The 21,417-nt window shown below is 49.2% G+C and carries 11 protein-coding genes and 3 rRNA genes; 5 read left to right on the plus strand and 9 right to left on the minus strand.

Annotated features, from left to right (window positions below; translation table 11 throughout):
* The first annotated feature begins 158 nt into the window (after nucleotides 1-158).
* Nucleotides 159-716, plus strand: coding sequence for a DUF1415 domain-containing protein (locus tag ACO6VG_RS02965; RefSeq protein ID WP_422139043.1), 558 nt, complete (start codon nucleotides 159-161; stop codon nucleotides 714-716).
* A gap of 85 nt (nucleotides 717-801) precedes the next feature.
* Here the strand turns inward: ACO6VG_RS02965 and ACO6VG_RS02970 are convergent, their stop codons facing one another.
* Nucleotides 802-3,912 (minus strand): cytochrome c peroxidase, encoded by a 3,111-nt coding sequence (locus ACO6VG_RS02970; RefSeq protein WP_422139044.1) that lies wholly within the window; start codon nucleotides 3,910-3,912, stop codon nucleotides 802-804.
* Between the two features lie 229 nt (nucleotides 3,913-4,141).
* Between ACO6VG_RS02970 and ahpC the strand changes: the two genes are divergently transcribed.
* Entirely contained in the window at nucleotides 4,142-4,705 is a 564-nt protein-coding gene (ahpC, locus tag ACO6VG_RS02975; protein ID WP_422135518.1) for an alkyl hydroperoxide reductase subunit C, read from the plus strand.
* Between the two features lie 73 nt (nucleotides 4,706-4,778).
* Nucleotides 4,779-6,368, plus strand: coding sequence for an alkyl hydroperoxide reductase subunit F (ahpF, locus tag ACO6VG_RS02980; RefSeq protein WP_422472680.1), 1,590 nt, complete (start codon nucleotides 4,779-4,781; stop codon nucleotides 6,366-6,368).
* Nucleotides 6,369-6,502: 134 nt separating this feature from the next.
* Here the strand turns inward: ahpF and ACO6VG_RS02985 are convergent, their stop codons facing one another.
* From ACO6VG_RS02985 to msrP, 7 genes are all read right to left on the minus strand, one after another.
* Nucleotides 6,503-7,957: an NAD-dependent succinate-semialdehyde dehydrogenase gene (locus tag ACO6VG_RS02985; protein WP_422135520.1), complete on the minus strand. Its 1,455-nt coding sequence runs from the start codon at nucleotides 7,955-7,957 to the stop codon at nucleotides 6,503-6,505.
* Nucleotides 7,958-8,476: 519 nt separating this feature from the next.
* Nucleotides 8,477-8,592: ribosomal RNA gene (gene rrf / locus ACO6VG_RS02990) — 5S ribosomal RNA — on the minus strand.
* Nucleotides 8,593-8,809: 217 nt separating this feature from the next.
* Nucleotides 8,810-12,291 (minus strand): 23S ribosomal RNA (locus tag ACO6VG_RS02995).
* A gap of 344 nt (nucleotides 12,292-12,635) precedes the next feature.
* Nucleotides 12,636-14,192 (minus strand): 16S ribosomal RNA (locus tag ACO6VG_RS03000).
* The 16S, 23S and 5S rRNA genes sit together here, the layout of an rRNA operon.
* A 589-nt stretch (nucleotides 14,193-14,781) precedes the next feature.
* Nucleotides 14,782-15,360: a hypothetical protein gene (locus tag ACO6VG_RS03005; RefSeq protein WP_422135521.1), complete on the minus strand. Its 579-nt coding sequence runs from the start codon at nucleotides 15,358-15,360 to the stop codon at nucleotides 14,782-14,784.
* A 90-nt stretch (nucleotides 15,361-15,450) separates the two neighbouring features.
* Entirely contained in the window at nucleotides 15,451-16,029 is a 579-nt protein-coding gene (locus ACO6VG_RS03010) for a sulfite oxidase heme-binding subunit YedZ (protein WP_422135522.1), read from the minus strand.
* A gap of 10 nt (nucleotides 16,030-16,039) precedes the next feature.
* Nucleotides 16,040-17,083: a protein-methionine-sulfoxide reductase catalytic subunit MsrP gene (gene msrP / locus ACO6VG_RS03015; protein ID WP_422135523.1), complete on the minus strand. Its 1,044-nt coding sequence runs from the start codon at nucleotides 17,081-17,083 to the stop codon at nucleotides 16,040-16,042.
* 244 nt (nucleotides 17,084-17,327) lie between these two features.
* Here msrP and betB point away from each other — a divergent pair, with 244 nt between their 5' ends.
* Both betB and betA read left to right on the plus strand, forming a co-directional pair.
* A complete protein-coding gene (betB, locus tag ACO6VG_RS03020; RefSeq protein ID WP_422135524.1) occupies nucleotides 17,328-18,791 on the plus strand; it encodes a betaine-aldehyde dehydrogenase in 1,464 nt (487 codons plus the stop codon).
* A 23-nt stretch (nucleotides 18,792-18,814) separates the two neighbouring features.
* A complete protein-coding gene (gene betA, locus ACO6VG_RS03025; RefSeq protein WP_422135525.1) occupies nucleotides 18,815-20,485 on the plus strand; it encodes a choline dehydrogenase in 1,671 nt (556 codons plus the stop codon).
* 59 nt (nucleotides 20,486-20,544) lie between these two features.
* Here betA and pssA read toward each other — a convergent pair whose 3' ends face one another.
* Nucleotides 20,545-21,369, minus strand: a complete 825-nt coding sequence (gene pssA / locus ACO6VG_RS03030) for a CDP-diacylglycerol--serine O-phosphatidyltransferase (RefSeq protein ID WP_422135526.1) — start codon at nucleotides 21,367-21,369, stop codon at nucleotides 20,545-20,547.
* Nucleotides 21,370-21,417 lie beyond the last annotated feature (48 nt).

Below are 21,417 nucleotides of genomic sequence, written 5' to 3' on the forward strand. Positions count from 1 at the left end.
ACGCTCTCTCATCAGCACAGGTTAGATAATTACTGGTCAACATTACGGTATTTTTACTGAAATCAACAGCGCAGCACTGTTGTCTATCCCTGCCACTTTCGTGCTCAGAAACGTGCTTTCTGCCATACTTCGTAACACATTAACCCGGACTTCACCTTATGAGTAAAGAGATTGAAGCAGTCAGCCAGTGGCTTAAAGAGGTAGTGATCGGCCTGGATCTCTGCCCCTTTGCGGCCTGGCCAGAGCAGCACAACCAGATTCGTATCACCCTCTCAAGGGATACCTCGGAAGAAGCCCTGCTGGAGACGTTGCAGTCTGAACTGACGCTGGCCGCCGAAACACCGGCCAGTGAACTGGAAACCACCCTGATTGTCATTCCGGACATGCTTCAGGATTTTGATGACTATAACCAGTTTCTACATCATGTGGATGCCCTGCTTCGCGGCTTCCACTGGGAAGGCCAGTTCCAGATAGCCAGTTTTCACCCAAACTACTGCTTCGCCGATACCAACCCGGATGATGATGAAAACCTGACCAACCGCTCCCCCTACCCTCTACTGCACATTATCCGGGAAGACAGTCTGGAAAAGGCTCTGGCCAGTCACCCGGACCCCGATGGCATTCCCGATAGAAATATTAAACAGATGAATAACCTGACTGCCGATGAGAAGTTAAAGTTGTTTCCTTATCTCTTTGTTCGCAAAACTTGCTCTTAGACTTGCTTTTAAAAAGAATACCGAGAGATAAGATGACTGGAAAAGTTTTTGAGTCTCTCGGGCACCTGTTCGTGCCCGATGGAGGCTACTGATTTAATACTGGATGAAAAACAAGGTGTCGCTGATTAATTCGGGGGTTTTCCAGAACCGTCCTGGCTGAATAAGGCTTTGGCCAGTCAATGACTAACCGATCTACCTTTTCTAATTGTTTTAATCCAAAGTGCTGCTGCCTGGGATTGGTAGAAACGAAGTTATTTTCAAAACGGACTTCACGGAACTGTGTTCCATCCTGACTATACAGCCTTATTTTAGCCCCAAGCGCTTCCGTATTACCGGGAGGGCCGATGAGTCGCACAGAAAGCCAGTGATGATTGTCCGGATTTGAATTGACAAAAAAATCGGGAGAACCTTCCCAGTTACTCACTACGATATCAATATCGCCATCCTGCTGGTAATCAAAACAACTGATTCCCCTGCCATCCATAGCTTTTTCAAGCCCGGCTTCCAGAGCCTGCTCTTTAAAGGTCATCTCACCCAAATTAATAAATAGTCGTGCTCTGGATTGCTGAAACTCACTGTGGTTATTCAGAATTTGCGTGGCCAGTGTCTTATAATCTTGGCTGGGATAGGTCGCTGTTTCCGGAATATTACCGTAGCCAGTGGCATGAAAGATATCCAACAGACCATCATTATTAAAATCCGCCGCACAGCTTCCCCAGCCCCAACCACCTTCGCGAAGGCCGGAATTTTCCGTGACATTCCGGAATTGATAGTCACCTTCATTCTGATACAAGCGGTTGCCCGTATAACTGCTGCTTTGACTAAGGCTGAAAATACTGCTTTCAAACCAGTCCAGATCGCCATCATTATCAAAATCCGCAATCGCTGCTCCCATACCAAAACTACCATGGACCTCCCTGATATCGGTGACATCCTGCAACTCAGTGCCGGTATTCTTCCAAAGCTGCGTGGTAAAAAAGTCGGCTGTCATCAGAATATCAGAAATACCATCCTGATTAACGTCAGCAAAATTAGGGGTAAAGGTAAAGTCGTCCCCACCGAATACTGGCGCTTCATGTTTCTGATGAATCAGACCATCATTTAAAGTAATCGGCCCATAACTTTCTCTTAATTCAGGAACTTTAGAATCAGCGGGCTGCATCTGACGATAACCAGAATTGCGCCATATTTGCGGTTGCCTGACCGACTTGTAAGTGCGCCAGAATGCCATCACGGCATCCAGATCACCATCCTGATCCAGATCACCAAAACTGGCATTCAGTGTCGGTCCCGAGACGTCAGAAAAGACCAGAGACTCAGGGGCTCGAGTAAAATCATAAACCACCTGTGGATAAAATCGTCCATCATTACCCAGGAAAAGATCCGGTTGGTAATCGCCATCAAGATCCCCTACCAGTGGAGTAATCACACCCTTAAGCTCTGCCCCCTTCAAAAGAATGTTTTGCTGCTTGAACTGGCCATTGGACTGCTGGTAATAAACCCAAACTCTATTATCGTTATCAGCGAAGACCAGATCATCCAGACAGTCTCGATTCAAATCTGCGGCGCTCACTCCTCCCCAGTTAATCACATCCATGATCCATCCAGGCTTTATCAGACCGACTTTGCGCCTGTGGTCAATGCCCTTTTCAGCACCTGCTTCTCTGAACCAGAGTCTGTTCTGATTAGTTTTTGCTACCGGGATAACCGCCGGAGTGGCAACACACTTCTCAAACGACGGAGTACGAATTTCGATTTTCTCAACGGTCTGTCTGGGTAAAGCTGATAACTTTTCTGCTGAAGACTCTTCTAAAGAAACTGGCCTGGTAAAAGGCGTCACGATCGGCTGATCATCAATAAACACCTGAAAGCAGGACTCATAGAGCAAACAGGGGTCCGTCAGCGTCTCCAGGAAGGCTGATAGTTGATCTACTTGTTGATCGGAGAGCGCTTCGGGTAAAAGCTTCTGAAAGGGAGATTGCGCTGCTTTTTCCCGAATCGTCGTCAATGAACGCTTCATATAAGCGACATCACTCCTATTACTGTCACCCTTATTGCTGTCAGACAAGCTCTTTTCAGGCTTGTTTCTGATATGAGCTTTAATGGCTTCAGAGAGGGTCGCTGCACTGCCGTTGTGAAAATAAGGGGCTGTCCGTGAAATATTCAAAAGGCTCGGCGTCCTGAATGAAAAAGTGTCAGTGTCAGGTTCGATATTGCTTCTACCGTAGTCCAATCCCCTGCCATTCACCCCAGGACCTGAAGGTTCTATGCCCAGATTGTAGAATTGTTCATCCGAGAAATGACTCCCTGAATGACAGCCTGAACAACCAGCCCCACCCTCACTGACCGCTGTGAAGAACAGTCGGGCGCCCTTCATTTCAGATTCTGACAGCTTATTTTTATTATTGAGGAATCCAAAGAAGCGGTTTTCAATCAATACCAAGTCTGCCTGAAAAGCCGCCAGAGCCTCTGTCAATGTGTCAATTTGAACCACCGCTTCACAGGAAACATTGGCGTCTTGCGGAGAAAAAACGCTTTTGAATTGTCTGCACCACTCATCACTTGAAGCCAGCCGACTCACAATGAGCTGATGTATCTCCAGGTTATTATGACTGGCATCGGACAGCCCCTTCATTTCAAAAGGTGACACCATCGGCAGCCTGGCCTGAGCCTGAAGCAGGCTATGGGTCTGATAACGACTGGTGGGAAGTTCGGAATAACCACCACCGACTTTTATCTTTCGACTGGAAACGTCAGAATCCACATACTGGACCCTACCGTCCCAGAACAAATTCTTTCGATAAAGAGAGACATTGAAAACCGTAGGAGAATTACGTGGAATCAAATGACGAACATAGTCGTCCGGGCTGAGCTTAATTAATTGATCCAATCTCTGCTGTCCGGTCAGAAAAGGATCATCAACGGTCACTCCAACGGGCAGAGCCAGACTGTCTGCCCCAGCCAGCCTCGGGTGATGACAGGTCGAGCAAGCCACTTTGCCATCAAGGCTGAGATCGGGGCTGAAGAAAAGTTTTTTCCCAAGTTGACTGAGGTCTGAATGAATCCCGGGCCCTTCAATATCCGCAATGGGTCTGTCTGATAGCTGATAAGTTTTAAGCCAGTCTTTGAGTACCTCGCCAGGTTGATGATCCTGAGCACCGAGTACGCTTACTGATCCCAATATCAGCGTCAACATGCATCCCTGTCGCACCATAGCCTTCCCTGAGTTGTTTTAAATCGACTCCTTCAAAGATACTGGAACGGGCGAAGAAATATAACCCGCCAGCCGTATAATAGATTAAGACTATTAACAAAATTTGAATGATTAATTATACCAATCAATCAGATCAACATATTCTTTCCATGTCGCCACCGAAAACGGCTGACTAAAAAACAAAATGACTATCAGTAAGAAGGAATAAACCATGTCTCTCATTAATACTCAAATCAAGCCGTTCAAAGCCACTGCTTTTCACAATGGCGACTTCGTTGAAGTGACCGAAGAGAGCCTGAAAGGCAAGTGGTCTGTTGTCTTCTTCTACCCGGCAGACTTCACCTTTGTTTGCCCCACTGAACTGGGCGACCTGGCCGACCACTACGAACAGCTTCAAGCCATGGGTGTTGAAGTTTACTCTGTCTCCACAGACACTCACTTCACTCACAAAGCGTGGCACGACAGCTCTGAGACCATCAACAAGATCAAATACCCAATGATCGGCGACCCAACAGGTCAGATCACTCGCAACTTTGAAGTCATGATCGAAGAAGAAGGTCTGGCTCTGCGGGGCACCTTTGTTATGAACCCCGAAGGTGAAATCAAAGTCGTTGAAACCAACGATTCAGGTATTGGCCGTAACGCTGGAGACCTGGTTCGCAAGATTCAGGCGGCTCAGTTCATCGCAGAAAACCCTGGTCAGGTATGCCCGGCTGCATGGCAACCAGGTGAAGAAACACTGGCACCTTCCCTGGACCTGGTCGGCAAAATCTAAAACGCCCGGGCTCCCTGCCATCATTCAATAACAGGGAGCTTGAACCCAATCGAAACGATCAAGCGAGTCAATCATGTTAGATGCAAACATCAAAAAGCAATTGGAAGCTTACTTTCAGAACCTGAAAAAACCTGTTGAGATCGTTGTGTCTCTTGATGACTCTGCGAAATCACAGGAAATGGCTTCACTGGCTAAAGACCTAGAATCACTCTCCAGCCAGATCACGTTAAGTAAAAACGACAACGATCTGGTAAGAAAACCTTCCATGGCCATTCAAGGTCAGGACAATCGCCCTGCAATCCGCTTTGCCGGGCTGCCTATGGGGCACGAGTTTAACTCATTGATACTGGCCATTCTCCAGAGTGGCGGTCATCCAGCCAAACTGGAAGCTGGTTTGCTCGATCAGATCAAACAATTGCAAGGCGATTTCAATTTTGAAACCTATATTTCCCTCTCCTGCCAGAACTGCCCTGAGGTCGTGCAGGCTCTCAACCTGATGGCTGTGCTGAATCCTGGTATCCAGCACACCATGATCGACGGAGCCTTGTTTCAGGATGAGGTGGATGAAAAACAGATAATGGCCGTACCTGCTGTATTTGTTAACGGCGAGCCATTTGGTCATGGTCGTATGAGTACCGCAGAAATCGTTGCCAAACTGGACGTGAACGCTGAAAAACGTGCAGCAGAGGCCATCAACAATAAAGATCCTTATGACCTGCTGATTGTAGGTGCCGGTCCTGCCGGAGCGGCTGCCGCTATCTATGCCGCTCGCAAAGGCATTCGCACCGGTCTGGTGGCCGATCGCTTTGGTGGGCAGGTTATGGATACCATGGCTATTGAAAACTTCATCTCCGTCAAGGAAACAGAAGGCCCGAAACTGGTGGCCAATCTGGAGCAGCACGTTCTTGACTATGATGTGGATGTTATGAGTAACCAGCGCGCCAGCGCCCTGATTGAAAACAACCGCAGTGTCGGAGAACTGGTAGAAATCCAACTGGAAAGTGGCGCAAGCCTGAAAAGTAAAACGGTACTGATGGCCACCGGTGCCCGCTGGAGAGAAATGAATGTGCCCGGCGAGCAGGAATACCGAGGCAAAGGAGTCGCTTACTGCCCACACTGTGACGGGCCTCTCTTTAAGAGCAAACGTGTTGCGGTGATTGGCGGTGGTAACTCAGGTGTTGAAGCGGCTATTGATCTGGCAGGCATTGTTGCCCAGGTCACTCTGATTGAGTTTGACAGCCAGTTAAGAGCTGACGAAGTACTCCAGCGCAAACTGCGTTCTCTAAAGAATGTCACTATCATTACCAGCGCACTGACGAAAGAAGTACTGGGCGACGGTAATAAAGTAAATGGCCTGACTTATAAAGATCGTAATACTGACGACGAAGTAAGTTTAGAACTGGAAGGTATTTTTGTTCAGATTGGTCTGGTACCCAATACCGAATTCCTTAAAGGAGCAATGGAATTAACCCCACGCGGCGAAATTGTTGTTGATGGCCGGGGCGAAACATCGATTCCAGGTGTTTTTGCGGCCGGTGACGTGACAACCGCACCTTACAAGCAAATTATTATTGCTATGGGCAGCGGCGCCAACGCCTCGTTGGGTGCTTTTGATTACCTGATCAGAAACAGTTTTGAAGGCGATGCTGCTGTGGCCGCATGATTGACTATGGATTAATCCATTCAATCACTTCTTGCCAGATCGGGCTTAAGCCCGACCGCCAACCTAGGGCTTCCTGATCTGGCACCTTAATCTTCTCTAAACCACCTTTGATGATGTAAGGCTTCTGACTGCTCTCAGGAAGCGTTGATGCCTCCTAACAGTACATATTTCATTTCCAGATACTCGTCCAGACCATACTTTGACCCTTCCCGACCAATACCTGACTCCTTGATGCCCCCAAACGGAGCTACCTCTGTGGATAACACACCCTCATTAACAGCCACCATACCATACTCCAGTGCCTCGGCTACCCTGAATACACGACTAATGTCACTGGCATAAAAGTACGCAGCCAAACCATATTGACTATCGTTAGCCATTTTGACCACGTCCTCTTCGTACTGAAACCGGAAGACAGGGGCTATGGGTCCAAACACCTCTTCCTGATAGCACTTCATCTCTATGGAAGCATCTGTGAGAACAGTTGGCTCGTAGAACAGGCCACCAAGATTATGAGAGCGACCACCTGTGAGCAATCGAGCTTTTTTGGCCAATGCATCATCGACAATACTCCTAATCTTCAGCATTGCAGCCTCGTTGATTAATGGCCCCAGATCAAAGTCTCCGTCCGTTGCGGAACCTACTGTAAGTCTGGAGACTGCCTCGGAAAACTTTTCAATGAACTCATCATAGATACCGTCCTGCACAAAGAGACGATTCATACAAACACAGGTCTGGCCTGAATTTCGATACTTGGAGGCTATGGCCCCCTGAACCGCCTGATCAATATTGGCATCATCAAAAACGATGAAAGGCGCGTTACCACCCAGCTCCATTGAGATTTTTTTAACAGAATCGGCGCATTGCTTCATCAATAACTTGCCCACAGCTGTCGAGCCTGTAAACGACAGTTTTCGTATTACAGAACTACCCGTTAACTCAGCACCAATTGCTTTGGCATCTCCTGTGACAATATTAATGACACCTGCTGGAATACCCGCGCGCTCTGCCAGTTCTGTCAGGCCAAAAGCCGAGAGAGGCGTCAGCTCGGAAGGCTTGATAATAATGGTACAGCCTGCAGCCAGGGCCGGAGCTGCTTTTCGGGTGATCATGGCATTGGGAAAATTCCACGGCGTTATTGCAGCGACCACGCCTACCGGTTCCCGTTTGACCATAATTCTCTGGCTGTTTTTGGTAGCAGGAATCAGATCACCATAAGCTCGTTTGGCCTCTTCGGCGTACCATTCTACGTAAGAAGCCCCGTACGCCACTTCGCTCCTGGATTCTGACAGCGGTTTACCCTGTTCTGCGGTCATCAATGTGGCCAGATCTTCCTTATTATCCAGAATCAATTGGTACCACTTGCGAAGTAAACCCGAACGCTCTGCTGCAGTTTTTGCTCGCCATTCAATAAAGGCTTTTTCTGCAGCCTTTATTGCACTTTGAACATCTGAAGCGCTCAGCATCGGAATGTGGGCAATCACCTTGCCTGTAGCCGGGTTATCAACGGGGAGCGTTTCTATGGCGCTGAGCCAATTTCCATTGATGTAAGCCTGCTGTTTAAAAAGACCAGAGTCGTTCAGGTTCATGGCTAACTCCTTGAAAGTGAATCGTACATCTAAGCACTGACATACAGACACGATCTTGATTGGGCGCTCTGATTATCCTTTCAGAGACCGGGATCTCAGCAACTCAGACATGGATGAACTGTTTGAGCGGAAAGAATAGCCAGACAATCCGTTTTTTTACGGATAGTCTGGCTCAGCTCAACTAAAACAGATACTGAATGGCAACCCAAATTTCTCTTCCGAACCCATTGATTTGCTTTGCACCGGGATAGAATGGATTATGACTGGCAAGGTTCACATGCTAGGAACAGGCTTTATCGAATAAACGAAAGCCCTTTACTTTTAAAAGGTGCCAACAAACAGGTTCTGAACACCGGCTTCCAGATTGTTCCCGACGATTATGTTACATGGGGAAGTCTCGCGCTACCATCGGTAATGCAGCCCGGGCATGTGTCGTTCAACGACCAGTTCTTTTGCAACTTTATAGGGCAAAGCAAAAACCCCAGCCGATCTCTCAACTGGGGTTTTGCTATATTCAATGCCTGGCGATGACCTACTCTCACATGGGGAAACCCCACACTACCATCGGCGATGCGTCGTTTCACTACCGAGTTCGGGATGGGATCGGGTGGTTCCAACGCTCTATGGTCACCAGGCAAAACTGGTCGAGCCGTTGGCTCTCGAGCTGGAAGCTTTAAGCTGGAGGCTTGAAGCTGTTTCTCGAAAACTAAGGCTCTGGAATCCAAATCTCTTTTAAGCTGTGTCGTCTATTCTTGCTCAACACTCTCGTTCACTGTGTACGGCTTCAAGCTTCCAGCTTCCAGCTTCCAGCTTTTGCTGGCAGCTTCGCTGCGCAAATCGCTTTGGCGTTATATGGTCAAGCCTCTCGAGTCATTAGTACGGGTTAGCTCAACGCCTCACAACGCTTACACACCCCGCCTATCAACGTCATAGTCTTTAACGTCTCTTATGGGCCTTGCGGCCAGGGAAGTCTCATCTTGAAGGGGGCTTCCCGCTTAGATGCTTTCAGCGGTTATCCCGTCCGAACTTAGCTACCGGGCAATGCGTCTGGCGACACAACCCGAACACCAGTGGTTCGTCCACTCCGGTCCTCTCGTACTAGGAGCAGCTCTCCTCAAACTTCCAACGTCCACGGCAGATAGGGACCGAACTGTCTCACGACGTTCTAAACCCAGCTCGCGTACCACTTTAAATGGCGAACAGCCATACCCTTGGGACCGGCTTCAGCCCCAGGATGTGATGAGCCGACATCGAGGTGCCAAACACCGCCGTCGATGTGAACTCTTGGGCGGTATCAGCCTGTTATCCCCGGAGTACCTTTTATCCGTTGAGCGATGGCCCTTCCATTCAGAACCACCGGATCACTATGACCTACTTTCGTACCTGCTCGAGATGTACCTCTCGCAGTCAAGCTGGCTTGTACCATTACACTAACCGCACGATGTCCGACCGTGCTTAGCCAACCTTCGTGCTCCTCCGTTACTCTTTGGGAGGAGACCGCCCCAGTCAAACTACCCACCACACAATGTCCCCGATCCTGATAAAGGACCTGGGTTAGAACCTCAATATTGCCAGGGTGGTATTTCAAGGTTGGCTCCATGCAGACTGGCGTCCACACTTCAAAGCCTCCCACCTATCCTACACAAGCAACATCAAGATCCACTGTGAAGCTGTAGTAAAGGTTCACGGGGTCTTTCCGTCTAGCCGCGGATACACTGCATCTTAACAGCGATTTCAATTTCACTGAGTCCTGGGTGGAGACAGCGTGGCCATCGTTACGCCATTCGTGCAGGTCGGAACTTACCCGACAAGGAATTTCGCTACCTTAGGACCGTTATAGTTACGGCCGCCGTTTACCGGGGCTTCGATCAAGAGCTTCTCCGAAGATAACCCCATCAATTAACCTTCCGGCACCGGGCAGGCGTCACACCGTATACGTCCACTTACGTGTTAGCACAGTGCTGTGTTTTTAATAAACAGTCGCAGCCACCTGGTATCTTCGACCAGCCTCAGCTTACGGGGCAAGCCCGATCACCAAAGCCGGCGCACCTTCTCCCGAAGTTACGGTGCCATTTTGCCTAGTTCCTTCACCCAGGTTCTCTCAAGCGCCTTGGTATTCTCTACCTGACCACCTGTGTCGGTTTCGGGTACGGTCCCTTTTGACCTGATGCTTAGAAGGTTTTCCTGGAAGCCTGGCATCAACCACTTCCCCACCTTGGTGGGTTCGTCATCAGTTCTCGGCTTTGTGAACCCGGATTTGCCTGAGTCCACAGCCTACGACCTTAAACAGGGACAACCATCGCCCTGCTGGCCTAGCCTTCTCCGTCACTCCATCGCAGTCAAAAGGGGTACAGGAATATTAACCTGTTTCCCATCGATTACGTCTTTCGACCTCACCTTAGGGGCCGACTCACCCTGCGCCGATTAGCGTTGCGCAGGAACCCTTGGTCTTCCGGCGAGGGAGCCTCTCACTCCCTTTATCGTTACTCATGTCAGCATTCGCACTTCTGATACCTCCAGCCCACCTTCCGGTGAACCTTCAACGGCTTACAGAACGCTCCTCTACCGGTTCAGTTGTCAGTTTGCAGTTGTCGGTTGTCAGTTTGAACTGAGTTATTTAAAACTCTTGTGCAAACTAACCAACATCTTACTGACTTGATTGTATTCGGTTTTGAGGTCTTGCCATTGCTGATCGTCAATGTAATTGAGATCAAGGCAGTACCTTAACCAAACTCTCATTTCGTCAGATGATCCGATAGCCATCAATATGAACCTTCGAAACTCTGCTTTTGAGATGATCAGTTTCCCATGTCCTTCAGCAATATTTGCACAGATTCCTTTACTGGCTCTGCGCATCTGATCAGCAAGTTCATGCATTTGTTCAATTCTCGGAAATTCCAGCGAGAGCTTGTGAACTTTCAAAGAAAGCTTATAGGCCCGTTGAAATACTTCTAAATCTTCAAATCGCTGCATACTTACTTCTCATACTGCCAACTGACAACTGTAAACTGACAACTGAACCCCGTAGCTTCGGTGAATAGTTTGAGCCCCGTTACATCTTCCGCGCGAGCCGACTCGACCAGTGAGCTATTACGCTTTCTTTAAAGGGTGGCTGCTTCTAAGCCAACCTCCTGGCTGTCTGGGCCTTCTCACATCGTTTCCCACTTAACTATTACTTTGGGACCTTAGCTGACGGTCTGGGTTGTTTCCCTTTCCACGACGGACGTTAGCACCCGCCGTGTGTCTCCCGTGATTGCACTCATCGGTATTCGGAGTTTGCATGGGGTTGGTAAGCCGGGATGGCCCCCTAGCCCAAACAGTGCTCTACCCCCGATGGTGAGACACGAGGCGCTACCTAAATAGCTTTCGAGGAGAACCAGCTATCTCCGGGCTTGATTAGCCTTTCACTCCTATCCACAAGTCATCCCCTGGCTTTTCAACGACAGTGGGTTCGGTCCTCCAATCAGTGTTACCTGATCTTCAACCTGCTCATGGATAGATCGCCCGGTTTCGGGTCTATTCACTGCGACTGGACGCCCTGTTAAGACTCGCTTTCGCTACGGCTTCCCTATACGGTTAACCTTGCCACAGAAAATAAGTCGCTGACCCATTATACAAAAGGTACGCAGTCATCAGTGGCCAGTTGTCAGTTGTCGGTGGTCAGTTTTGTTCAGCGTCAATTTCAACACCTCTGCAAATCTGCCCGTATTTTCCAACTTGACGACCTGGTAATCAGTCATCTGCTGTCGCTTGCCTACTGGCAACTGACAACTGACAACTGACCACTGACTCCCACTGCTTGTACGTACACGGTTTCAGGTTCTGTTTCACTCCCCTCAACGGGGTTCTTTTCGCCTTTCCCTCACGGTACTGGTTCACTATCGGTCAGTCAGGAGTATTTAGCCTTGGAGGATGGTCCCCCCTTGTCTCCGAAAAGACGGTTCAGACAACATTTCACGTGTGCCGTCCTACTCGATTTCACAATCAATGGCTTTTCGCGTACGGGGCTATCACCCACTATGGCCACACTTTCCAGAGTGTTCCGCTAAACCAAAAATTGCTTAAGGGCTGCTCCCCGTTCGCTCGCCGCTACTGGGGGAATCTCGGTTGATTTCTTTTCCTCCGGGTACTTAGATGTTTCAGTTCCCCGGGTTCGCCTCCTAAACCCTATGTATTCAGGTTAAGGATACTCACTTGTGTGAGTGGGTTTCCCCATTCGGACATTCCTGGATCAACGCCTGTTTATCGGCTCCCCAAGACTTTTCGCAGATTACCACGTCCTTCATCGCCTCTGACTGCCAAGGCATCCACCGTGTACGCTTAGTCACTTGACCATATAACCCAAAACGATCTCTTCGAGATCTCAGTTGTCAGTTGTCGGTGACCAGTGGTCAGTCGATTCGTGGCAACTGATGGTTATAGGCAATAACTACCTTTAACGATCTTCAGTAACCGGCAACTGTCAACTGACAACCGGCCACTGACACGCCCTACACTTGAGAGTGTCTCAGCAAGAATTTCATTAAAAGACCAAAGTCTTTTAAATCAACTCAGCTTATTTAAGTTTGGATTCCACATTGTTAAAGAACAAAACTAACAACTGCCAACTGACCACCGTCAACTGACAACTGATAATCAAACAATTCGTGTGAACGCTTATGGAAGGTCGGTCTTCGTTTAAGGAGGTGATCCAGCCCCAGGTTCCCCTAGGGCTACCTTGTTACGACTTCACCCCAGTCATGAATCACTCCGTGGTAACCGCTCTCCCGAAGGTTAAGCTAGCTACTTCTGGAGCAACCCACTCCCATGGTGTGACGGGCGGTGTGTACAAGGCCCGGGAACGTATTCACCGTGACATTCTGATTCACGATTACTAGCGATTCCGACTTCATGGAGTCGAGTTGCAGACTCCAATCCGGACTACGATGCACTTTCTCAGATTAGCTCCACCTCGCGGCTTGGCAACCGTCTGTATGCACCATTGTAGCACGTGTGTAGCCCTGGCCGTAAGGGCCATGATGACTTGACGTCGTCCCCACCTTCCTCCGGTTTGTCACCGGCAGTCTCCCCAGAGTGCCCACCCGAAGTGCTGGTAACTGAGGATAAGGGTTGCGCTCGTTGCGGGACTTAACCCAACATCTCACGACACGAGCTGACGACAGCCATGCAGCACCTGTCACTGCGTTCCCGAAGGCACCCCTCTATCTCTAAAAGGTTCGCAGGATGTCAAGGCCAGGTAAGGTTCTTCGCGTTGCTTCGAATTAAACCACATGCTCCACCGCTTGTGCGGGCCCCCGTCAATTCATTTGAGTTTTAACCTTGCGGCCGTACTCCCCAGGCGGTCTACTTATCGCGTTAGCTGCGTCACCAGAAATGCAAGATCCCCGACGACTAGTAGACATCGTTTACGGCGTGGACTACCAGGGTATCTAATCCTGTTTGCTCCCCACGCTTTCGTACCTCAGCGTCAGTGTCAGACCAGAGTGTCGCCTTCGCCACTGGTGTTCCTTCCTATATCTACGCATTTCACCGCTACACAGGAAATTCCACACTCCTCTTCCGCACTCTAGCTTGCCAGTTTTGGGTGCCGTTCCCAGGTTGAGCCCGGGGCTTTCACATCCAACTTAACAAGCCGCCTACGCACGCTTTACGCCCAGTAATTCCGATTAACGCTCGCACCCTCCGTATTACCGCGGCTGCTGGCACGGAGTTAGCCGGTGCTTCTTCTGCGAGTAACGTCACAGCTCAAGGGTATTAACCTTGAACCTTTCCTCCTCGCTGAAAGTGCTTTACAACCCTAGGGCCTTCTTCACACACGCGGCATGGCTGCATCAGGCTTGCGCCCATTGTGCAATATTCCCCACTGCTGCCTCCCGTAGGAGTCTGGGCCGTGTCTCAGTCCCAGTGTGGCTGATCATCCTCTCAGACCAGCTACGGATCGTCGCCTTGGTAGGCCTTTACCCCACCAACCAGCTAATCCGACGCAGGCTCATCCGATAGCGCAAGGTTCCGAAGAGTCCCCTGCTTTCCCCCCTCTTCCGAAAAAGAGTAGGACGTATGCGGTATTAATCCGGATTTCTCCGGGCTATCCCCCACTACCGGGCAGATTCCTACGTGTTACGCACCCGTCCGCCGCTCGTCATCTTCCAGCAAGCTGGAAATGTTACCGCTCGACTTGCATGTGTTAGGCCTGCCGCCAGCGTTCAATCTGAGCCATGATCAAACTCTTCAGTTTAAATCGTTTTGCTTCCTGTCCGAAAACAGTCCGCTGCTCAATCATTTGCAATTAAACGTACATGAAACTCTTTATGAGAAGATAAATTCTCATAGAATTTAAGGGTATGTTCGCTTGCTTGATCAGCATTTAAATCATTTCAGAGCAAAGCTCTGTTGACCGATGCTATTCACACAAGCGCCCACACGAATTGTCTGATAATTTGTTAAAGAACTGGATTAAAACAAGAAGGTTTTAACCGGCTGAACCAGCGGTCAGCACTGCTCAGCGAGGCGCTCATCTTACCTTGGCGCCGGTTGTTGTCAAGCACCTGTTTTTCAAGCCACTTTTCAACTTGCCGGGACCGCATTCGTTCACTCAGTGAGCGTTGCGTTTCTGTCTCAGCGGCGGTGCATTCTACGCTGTTCGATCCGATTGTCAATCACCGTTTTAAACGTTGTTGCAATGGATCGTTGCGTGCCCGTTAAGAGCCATGCCCCGATCAGTGGAGGCGCATTATACGCAGATGAGGGAGGCTGACAAGCTTCGTAAACTACCTACACGACAAAAATCATATAGAGTAAGTTTGGAAGCTGCCAGAAACTAATTTTCACTCTGGAGATGGGATGACCATATAGGCCGGTGTGTAGTATTCAAAACGCCAGGCCTGCCAGAACCGGCCCGTTGTATCATCTTGCACGACAGGTTGAACGTAGTAACTGATATCGTTACCCTCCTTTAACTCAACCTTAACCTCTCCCAGCTTTATTTCGCTGCAGATTCCTTTGGTAATTCTATATTTAGTCTGATTCACCTGACCTGCCTGGGAAACAGTTAACTCGAAATCGACAGGATCCGAAAACGGATACAACCTTGTGAACTCGTTAACGCCTGTGGATTGCCTGACGTGCAGTAATCCACCTCCAAGTTGTGTTGGAAAAAACAGCCCTTTAGTCTGCTGCTCGGCAAATTGAAACTGATTTTGAATAGTACCTTTATTGAGCCTTACCTGCTCAATACTCCAGCCATCCTTAACTTCTACGATAATAGAACCACAGAGAAAGTCATTCGCCTGATAAGGTTTTGTGATGCTTTCTTCGGTCAGACCATAGTCACCTGGCATAAGATGACTCAAACAAACAGGACTGAATAGAACCATCAGAAGCACAAGAAGAGATTTCTGTTTCATCACACCTGTATCCTTTGTAACCGTAACTCTCAATATAGCGAAAGGACCTGTGCGAAATTTCTTCATTGATAAAAGGTATAAAGCCTGCTACTAGCGGTGGCCCCTGGCGGGCAATCTAAACAGCATCAGGCCTGCCATTACAGAACCAAATATTACCGCTTCGGTATAGTCACTTTTTGAAAGCCAGACAAAATGCAGAACCGCCAAACCTGCAGCCAGATAGACCAGCTTATGCAGCTTCACCCACTTTTTCCCTAACCGGCGCATCATGCCCCTGGTGGATGTGACACCCAGTACCGAGAGAATCAGAATCGCAAAAGCACCCACTATTATATAGGGACGCTGATATAGATCTTCCAACAGTGTTTGCCACTGCCAGCCCAGCATGAATGCAACATAAGCCACCACATGCAACACGGCATAAAAGAGCGAGAAGAGCCCGAACATTCTTCGAAACCGGATCAGCTTGTTAACACCTGTGATTTTTCTTGCCGGAGTCACCGCCAGACTGATGCAAAGGAAGATTAAAGCCCACTCCCCCAAATCTCGGGTCAGCGTATTTGCCGGGTCGGGTCCCAGTTGATGAGTGATAACAGCATTGATCAGCCAGACCAATGGCGCCAGACAGAGTGGAAAAACAAACCACTTTAACTTTGCAACCCAGTCCATAACGCCACCTTTAATAGAACTTCCTGAGATCCATTCCCTTGTAGAGATGGGCCACTTCTTCGCCATAACCGTTGAACTTTTGAGTTTTAATCTGGTTTGGCTCCCAGATGGAGTTAGGTAATCTGCGCTCTTGTTTCTGGCTCCAGCGCGGATGATCGACTTCGGGATTGACATTGGCATAAAAGCCATACTCGCTGGGGCCTGATTTAACCCAGGTGGTTTGTGGCATGGTTTCAGTAAAACGGATTTTGACAATGGACTTGATGCTCTTGAAGCCATACTTCCAGGGGACAACCAGTCTTAGAGGGGCTCCATTTTGCGGTGGCAGAGTCTTGCCATAAACACCAATCGCCATAAAAGACAGTGGATTCATAGCTTCATCCATTCTCAGTCCTTCGACATAAGGGTATTCGATGGAACTGAAACGGGAGCGTTGACCCGGCATCTGTTCAGGATCATAGAGTGTTTCGAACTGAACATACTTTGCCCTGGATGTAGGTTGAAAACGCTTCAGCATGTTGGCCAGTGACACGCCGATCCAGGGAATGACCATAGACCAGGCTTCTACACAACGAAGACGGTAGATTCTCTCTTCAACATCATGGGGTCTGAGCATATCTTCCAGCGTGTATTTCCCGGGTTTCTCAACCTCTCCGTCAACCACTAACGACCAGGGATCAGTTTTCATATTTTTAGCGTGTTTGGCAGGGTCGTCTTTTGAATAGCCAAACTCGTAAAAGTTGTTGTAGCCAGTCACGCTGGCATAAGGGGTTAAAGCTTCATCGGTGGTAAAACGACTGGATTGATAGCTGGCTACTTTCTTTTGCAGCCAATCCGGGGCAGAGAGCTGTGGAACCTTATCATGGTTTGCAAACGCTGGTTTCCTGGCTGACCGGGGATCTGCAGCATCAGTGCAGCCAGTCAGAGCCAGCCCCATACCGGCAAAGGCAAACTGCCCACCCATTTTCAAAAAACGGCGACGCTCCCTGTAAACACTTTCTGAAGTTATTTCGCTGCTGCGAATGTCTCCTGACTTTCTGGTCTTGATCAGCATCGATACTCTCCCGGGAAATTCTCTTTTTTACCATTTACGTTGGTTTCAATGGCGCAGATTCACATTTCGAAAATGAAAATATAGACGTCATATCAGCTGCAAATATTCCATTCCCATAGCCACTTGATCACTTAGCAGCTTTTTTGTCATTTTCACATAAAATTAAATCGGTGTTTCTACTGTCGTTCCCTGAGAATTACAGAGTCCTTAACTTTGCACCTCTGCATAAACAAGGGAGTTAGCTGTGTTATCACCCTGCTATCAGAATTTTGTTGACGGCCAATACCTGGCCAATGAGACCGGAGAAACATTTCCGGTGATCAATCCCGCAACTCGTCAAACCATTTATACCGTGGAGAAAGCCGATAACAGCATTCGCCAGGCTGCGGTTGTCAGTGCTCAAAAAGGCTTTGAAATCTGGTCAGAAATGACGGGTATGGAGCGCAGTCGAATCCTGAAACGTGCTGTCAGTCTTTTGCGTGAGCGCAACGATGAACTGGCTCGAATTGAAGTTTTCGATACCGGTAAACCCTGGCAAGAAGCCAGCGTAGTTGATGTGGTTACAGGCGCAGACTCCATTGAGTTTTTTGCTGGATTGGCCCCTTCCCTTGAAGGCAATCAGCAGTGCCTGGGTGATGACTTTTATTACACTCGCCGCGAAGCACTGGGCATCTGTGCCGGAATAGGTGCCTGGAACTACCCTCTGCAAATTGCCTGCTGGAAAGCTGCACCCGCATTGGCCTGCGGCAACAGTATGATTTTCAAACCCTCTGAAGAGACGCCTCTGGGTGCCTTGAAACTGGCTGAGATATTTGTCGAGGCAGGCATGCCTGCTGGCGTCTTCAATGTCATTCAGGGCGACGGGGAAGTCGGTGCCTGGCTGGCTCATCATCCGGAGATTGCCAAGGTCTCTTTCACAGGAGAGGTCAGCACCGGTAAAAAAGTCATGACCGGTGCGGCCTCTTCATTGAAAGAGGTCACCATGGAGCTGGGCGGAAAGTCCCCTCTGATTATCTTTGAGGATGCTGATCTTGAGAATGCCACCTCCGGAGCCATGCTCGGTAACTTCTATACCCAGGGCGAAGTCTGTACAAACGCTACACGGGTTTATGTTCACAAGAGTATCTATCCCGAATTTATAGAAAAACTACGGCAGCGTACTGAAGGCAATATTGTGCTGGGCGACCCTATGGATCCGTGCACCAACATGGGTGCGCTAATATCAGAAAAACACCATCAACGGGTTCTTAACTACATCCACCAGGGCATTATGGAAGGCGCCACTTTGTTGACCGGAGGCAAAGCAGCCAGTCCTTCGACAGCAGCCGATGGCCTTTTTGTTGAACCCACCATTTTTACCGATTGCCACGATGATATGACCATTGCCCGCGAGGAGATTTTCGGGCCCGTAATGACGGTATTCACCTTCGAAGATGAAGCAGAGGTCATTGCCCGCGCTAACGACACCGAACTGGGCCTTGCAGCCGGAGTCTTTACTCAGGATATCACCCGTGCCCACCGGGTTATTCGGCAGCTTCAGGCAGGTATCTGCTGGATCAACCATTACGGTACCTCACCGGCTGAAATGCCAGTAGGTGGTTATAAGCAGTCCGGTATAGGTCGTGAAAATGGTGTTGAAACAATGAGGCATTACACCCAGGTCAAAGCAGTGTATGTCGGTATGACACCTCTGGAGAGTCCTTTTTAACTTCGCATTCAAGGTGCACGAGCATGACAAAATATGACTATGTCATAGTCGGAGCCGGTTCTGCCGGATGCGTTCTGGCCAATCGCCTGACAGAAGACGGCAAAAGTCGTGTTCTGCTAATTGAAACCGGTGGCAGTGACAAGAGCATCGTTATTCGAATGCCTGCGGCTCTGTCCATTCCCATGAATACCGAAAAGTATGCCTGGCAGTTTATAACCCGGCCCGAACCCTTTCTCGACAACCGTCGTATGCACTGCCCCCGGGGTAAGGTGCTGGGTGGTTCTTCTTCCATCAATGGCATGGTCTATGTTCGGGGCCACGCTAAAGACTTTGATGAATGGCATCAGCACGGAGCTACCAACTGGGATTACCGCCACTGCCTGCCCTATTTTCGTAAAGCAGAAACCTGGGCTTTCGGTGCCGATGACTATCGGGGAGGCAGTGGTCCATTAGCGGTCAATAATGGTAATGAAATGAAAAACCCTCTCTACTCCACCTTTATAAAGGCCGGGGTAGAAGCAGGCTACCTGGAAACCACTGACTGCAACGGTGCTCGACAGGAAGGTTTTGGAGCCATGCACATGACTGTTAAGAACGGTATACGCTGGTCCACTGCCAACGCCTATCTTCGCCCGGCAATGAAACGAAGTCATTTAACGGTGGTTACCCATGCCCAGGTTCAGCGTGTCCTGCTGGAAGGCAAAAAGGCTACAGGCGTCGAATATAAACATAAAGGTCTCATCAAAAAAGTGCTGGTCACTAAAGAAATCATTCTTTCGGCAGGCTCTATTGGCTCACCTCATATTCTTCAATTATCAGGAATAGGCCCTCGCAAGGTATTAGAAGACGCAGATATAGCAGTTCAACACGAATTGCCTGGTGTAGGTGAAAATTTGCAGGATCATCTGGAATTCTACTTTCAGTTTCGCTGCAAAAAGCCCATTACTCTCAACGGCAAACTCGACCCGCTCAGTAAATTATTCATTGGTGCTCGCTGGTTGTTCATGAGAGACGGGCTGGGTGCGACCAATCATTTTGAATCTTGTGGTTTTATCCGTTCAAAAGCAGGCGTTGAATGGCCTGATATGCAATACCACTTCCTGCCAGCTGCGATGCGCTACGATGGCAGGAGTGCTTTTGACGGACATGGTTTCCAGGTTCATATCGGCCACAACAAACCCAAAAGCCGCGGCTGGGTGAGAGCGGTGTCAGCCAATCCAGATGTTCACCCCGGTATTCGGTTCAACTATCTGTCCCACGAAGAAGACCGGGAAGGCTTCAGACAATGCGTTCGTCTGACCCGGGAAATCATCAACCAACCGGCGTTCGATGAATACCGAGACTCAGAAATACAGCCGGGAGAAAGCATTCAAACCGATGAACAGATTGATGCCTTTGTTCGGGAATCCGTTGAAAGTGCCTATCATCCATCCTGCTCCTGCAAGATGGGAACGGATAACATGTCTGTGGTCGATCCAAAGACAAGAGTTAAAGGACTGGAAGGACTGAGAGTAGTGGACTCCTCCATCTTCCCAACCATTCCCAATGGCAATCTGAATGCCCCTACGATCATGGTGGCGGAGAGGGCGGCAGACCTCATCCGGGAGGCAGATATCTTGCCTCCGTCTTCTGCCCGAGTCGATTTGGATACTCAATGGCAGGAGAGACAGAGAAAAGGAACCACTGTGCGCTGATCAACTTGTAGCCACACTCTGCAGGATGGAAACCAGAGTAAAACCGCGTGGCTCTTGAGTCATTCAGGAGCCGTTTGTTTTCTGGTTTTTCCTACCAGGAACATAATGGGTCCGGAGCAGGCATAACTCAGAAAAATCAGCATCAGCACTCTGGGTGGATCGGTAAAGACGACGGCAAAAGCCAAAACCATGACAATCATAAAAATGAAAGGCACCCGTCCTTTCAGGTCCAGTTTCTTGAAACTGTTGTACTGAAAATTACTGACCATCAGCACACCAGCCAGACCTGTAATCAGAGCGCCCAGCAATGCAATACCCATCATGTTGCCGTCGATACCAAAATCACTCAGCGCCCATACCATACCAATGACCAGTGCTGCTGCAGCGGGGCTGGCCAGACCGGTGAAATAGCGGCTATCTGTTACTTCCAGCTGAGTATTGAAACGGGCCAGACGCAAAGCAGCACAGGCTGCATAAATGAAGGCAACCATCCAGCCCACTTTACCCAGATCATTCAGGGCCCAACTGTAGGCGACCATGGCAGGCGTTACACCAAAGGTCACCATATCTGCCAGACTGTCGTACTCCGCACCGAACTTGCTCTGGGTGTTGGTCATCCGGGCAACACGACCATCGAGGCCATCCAGAATCATAGCAACAAAGACTGAAATACAAGCCTGGGTAAAAAAACCCGCCTGGGCACTGATAATGGCGTAAAAGCCACAGAACAGATTACCTGTTGTAAACAGGTTAGGCAGTATATAAATGCCTCTGTGGCGAACTGTCTCCCCACCTTCGACCACCTCTTCAAAGTGCTCATCGACGGGAAACAGACCGTCCACAGCATCTTGTTCATTTTCGGGTCGTTTCGGTTTATCGCTCATTTCAGCATCTGCTCATCGACATAAAGGTGAAAAAAACACACTCTATCA

The organism is Endozoicomonas sp. ALB032 (assembly GCF_049310125.1).
Lineage (GTDB): Bacteria > Pseudomonadota > Gammaproteobacteria > Pseudomonadales > Endozoicomonadaceae > Endozoicomonas_A.

What these genes read in the sequence shown, in the direction of transcription:
- ahpF (WP_422472680.1), top strand. Translation starts at nt 4,779, where the DNA reads ATGTTAGATGCAAACATCAAAAAGCAATTGGAAGCTTACTTTCAGAAC.
- ACO6VG_RS02970 (WP_422139044.1), bottom strand. Translation starts at nt 3,912, where the DNA reads ATGTTGACGCTGATATTGGGATCAGTAAGCGTACTCGGTGCTCAGGAT.
- ACO6VG_RS03005 (WP_422135521.1), bottom strand. Translation starts at nt 15,360, where the DNA reads ATGAAACAGAAATCTCTTCTTGTGCTTCTGATGGTTCTATTCAGTCCT.
- ACO6VG_RS02985 (WP_422135520.1), bottom strand. Translation starts at nt 7,957, where the DNA reads ATGAACCTGAACGACTCTGGTCTTTTTAAACAGCAGGCTTACATCAAT.
- msrP (WP_422135523.1), bottom strand. Translation starts at nt 17,083, where the DNA reads ATGCTGATCAAGACCAGAAAGTCAGGAGACATTCGCAGCAGCGAAATA.
- ACO6VG_RS02965 (WP_422139043.1), top strand. Translation starts at nt 159, where the DNA reads ATGAGTAAAGAGATTGAAGCAGTCAGCCAGTGGCTTAAAGAGGTAGTG.
- betA (WP_422135525.1), top strand. Translation starts at nt 18,815, where the DNA reads ATGACAAAATATGACTATGTCATAGTCGGAGCCGGTTCTGCCGGATGC.
- ACO6VG_RS03010 (WP_422135522.1), bottom strand. Translation starts at nt 16,029, where the DNA reads ATGGACTGGGTTGCAAAGTTAAAGTGGTTTGTTTTTCCACTCTGTCTG.
- pssA (WP_422135526.1), bottom strand. Translation starts at nt 21,369, where the DNA reads ATGAGCGATAAACCGAAACGACCCGAAAATGAACAAGATGCTGTGGAC.
- ahpC (WP_422135518.1), top strand. Translation starts at nt 4,142, where the DNA reads ATGTCTCTCATTAATACTCAAATCAAGCCGTTCAAAGCCACTGCTTTT.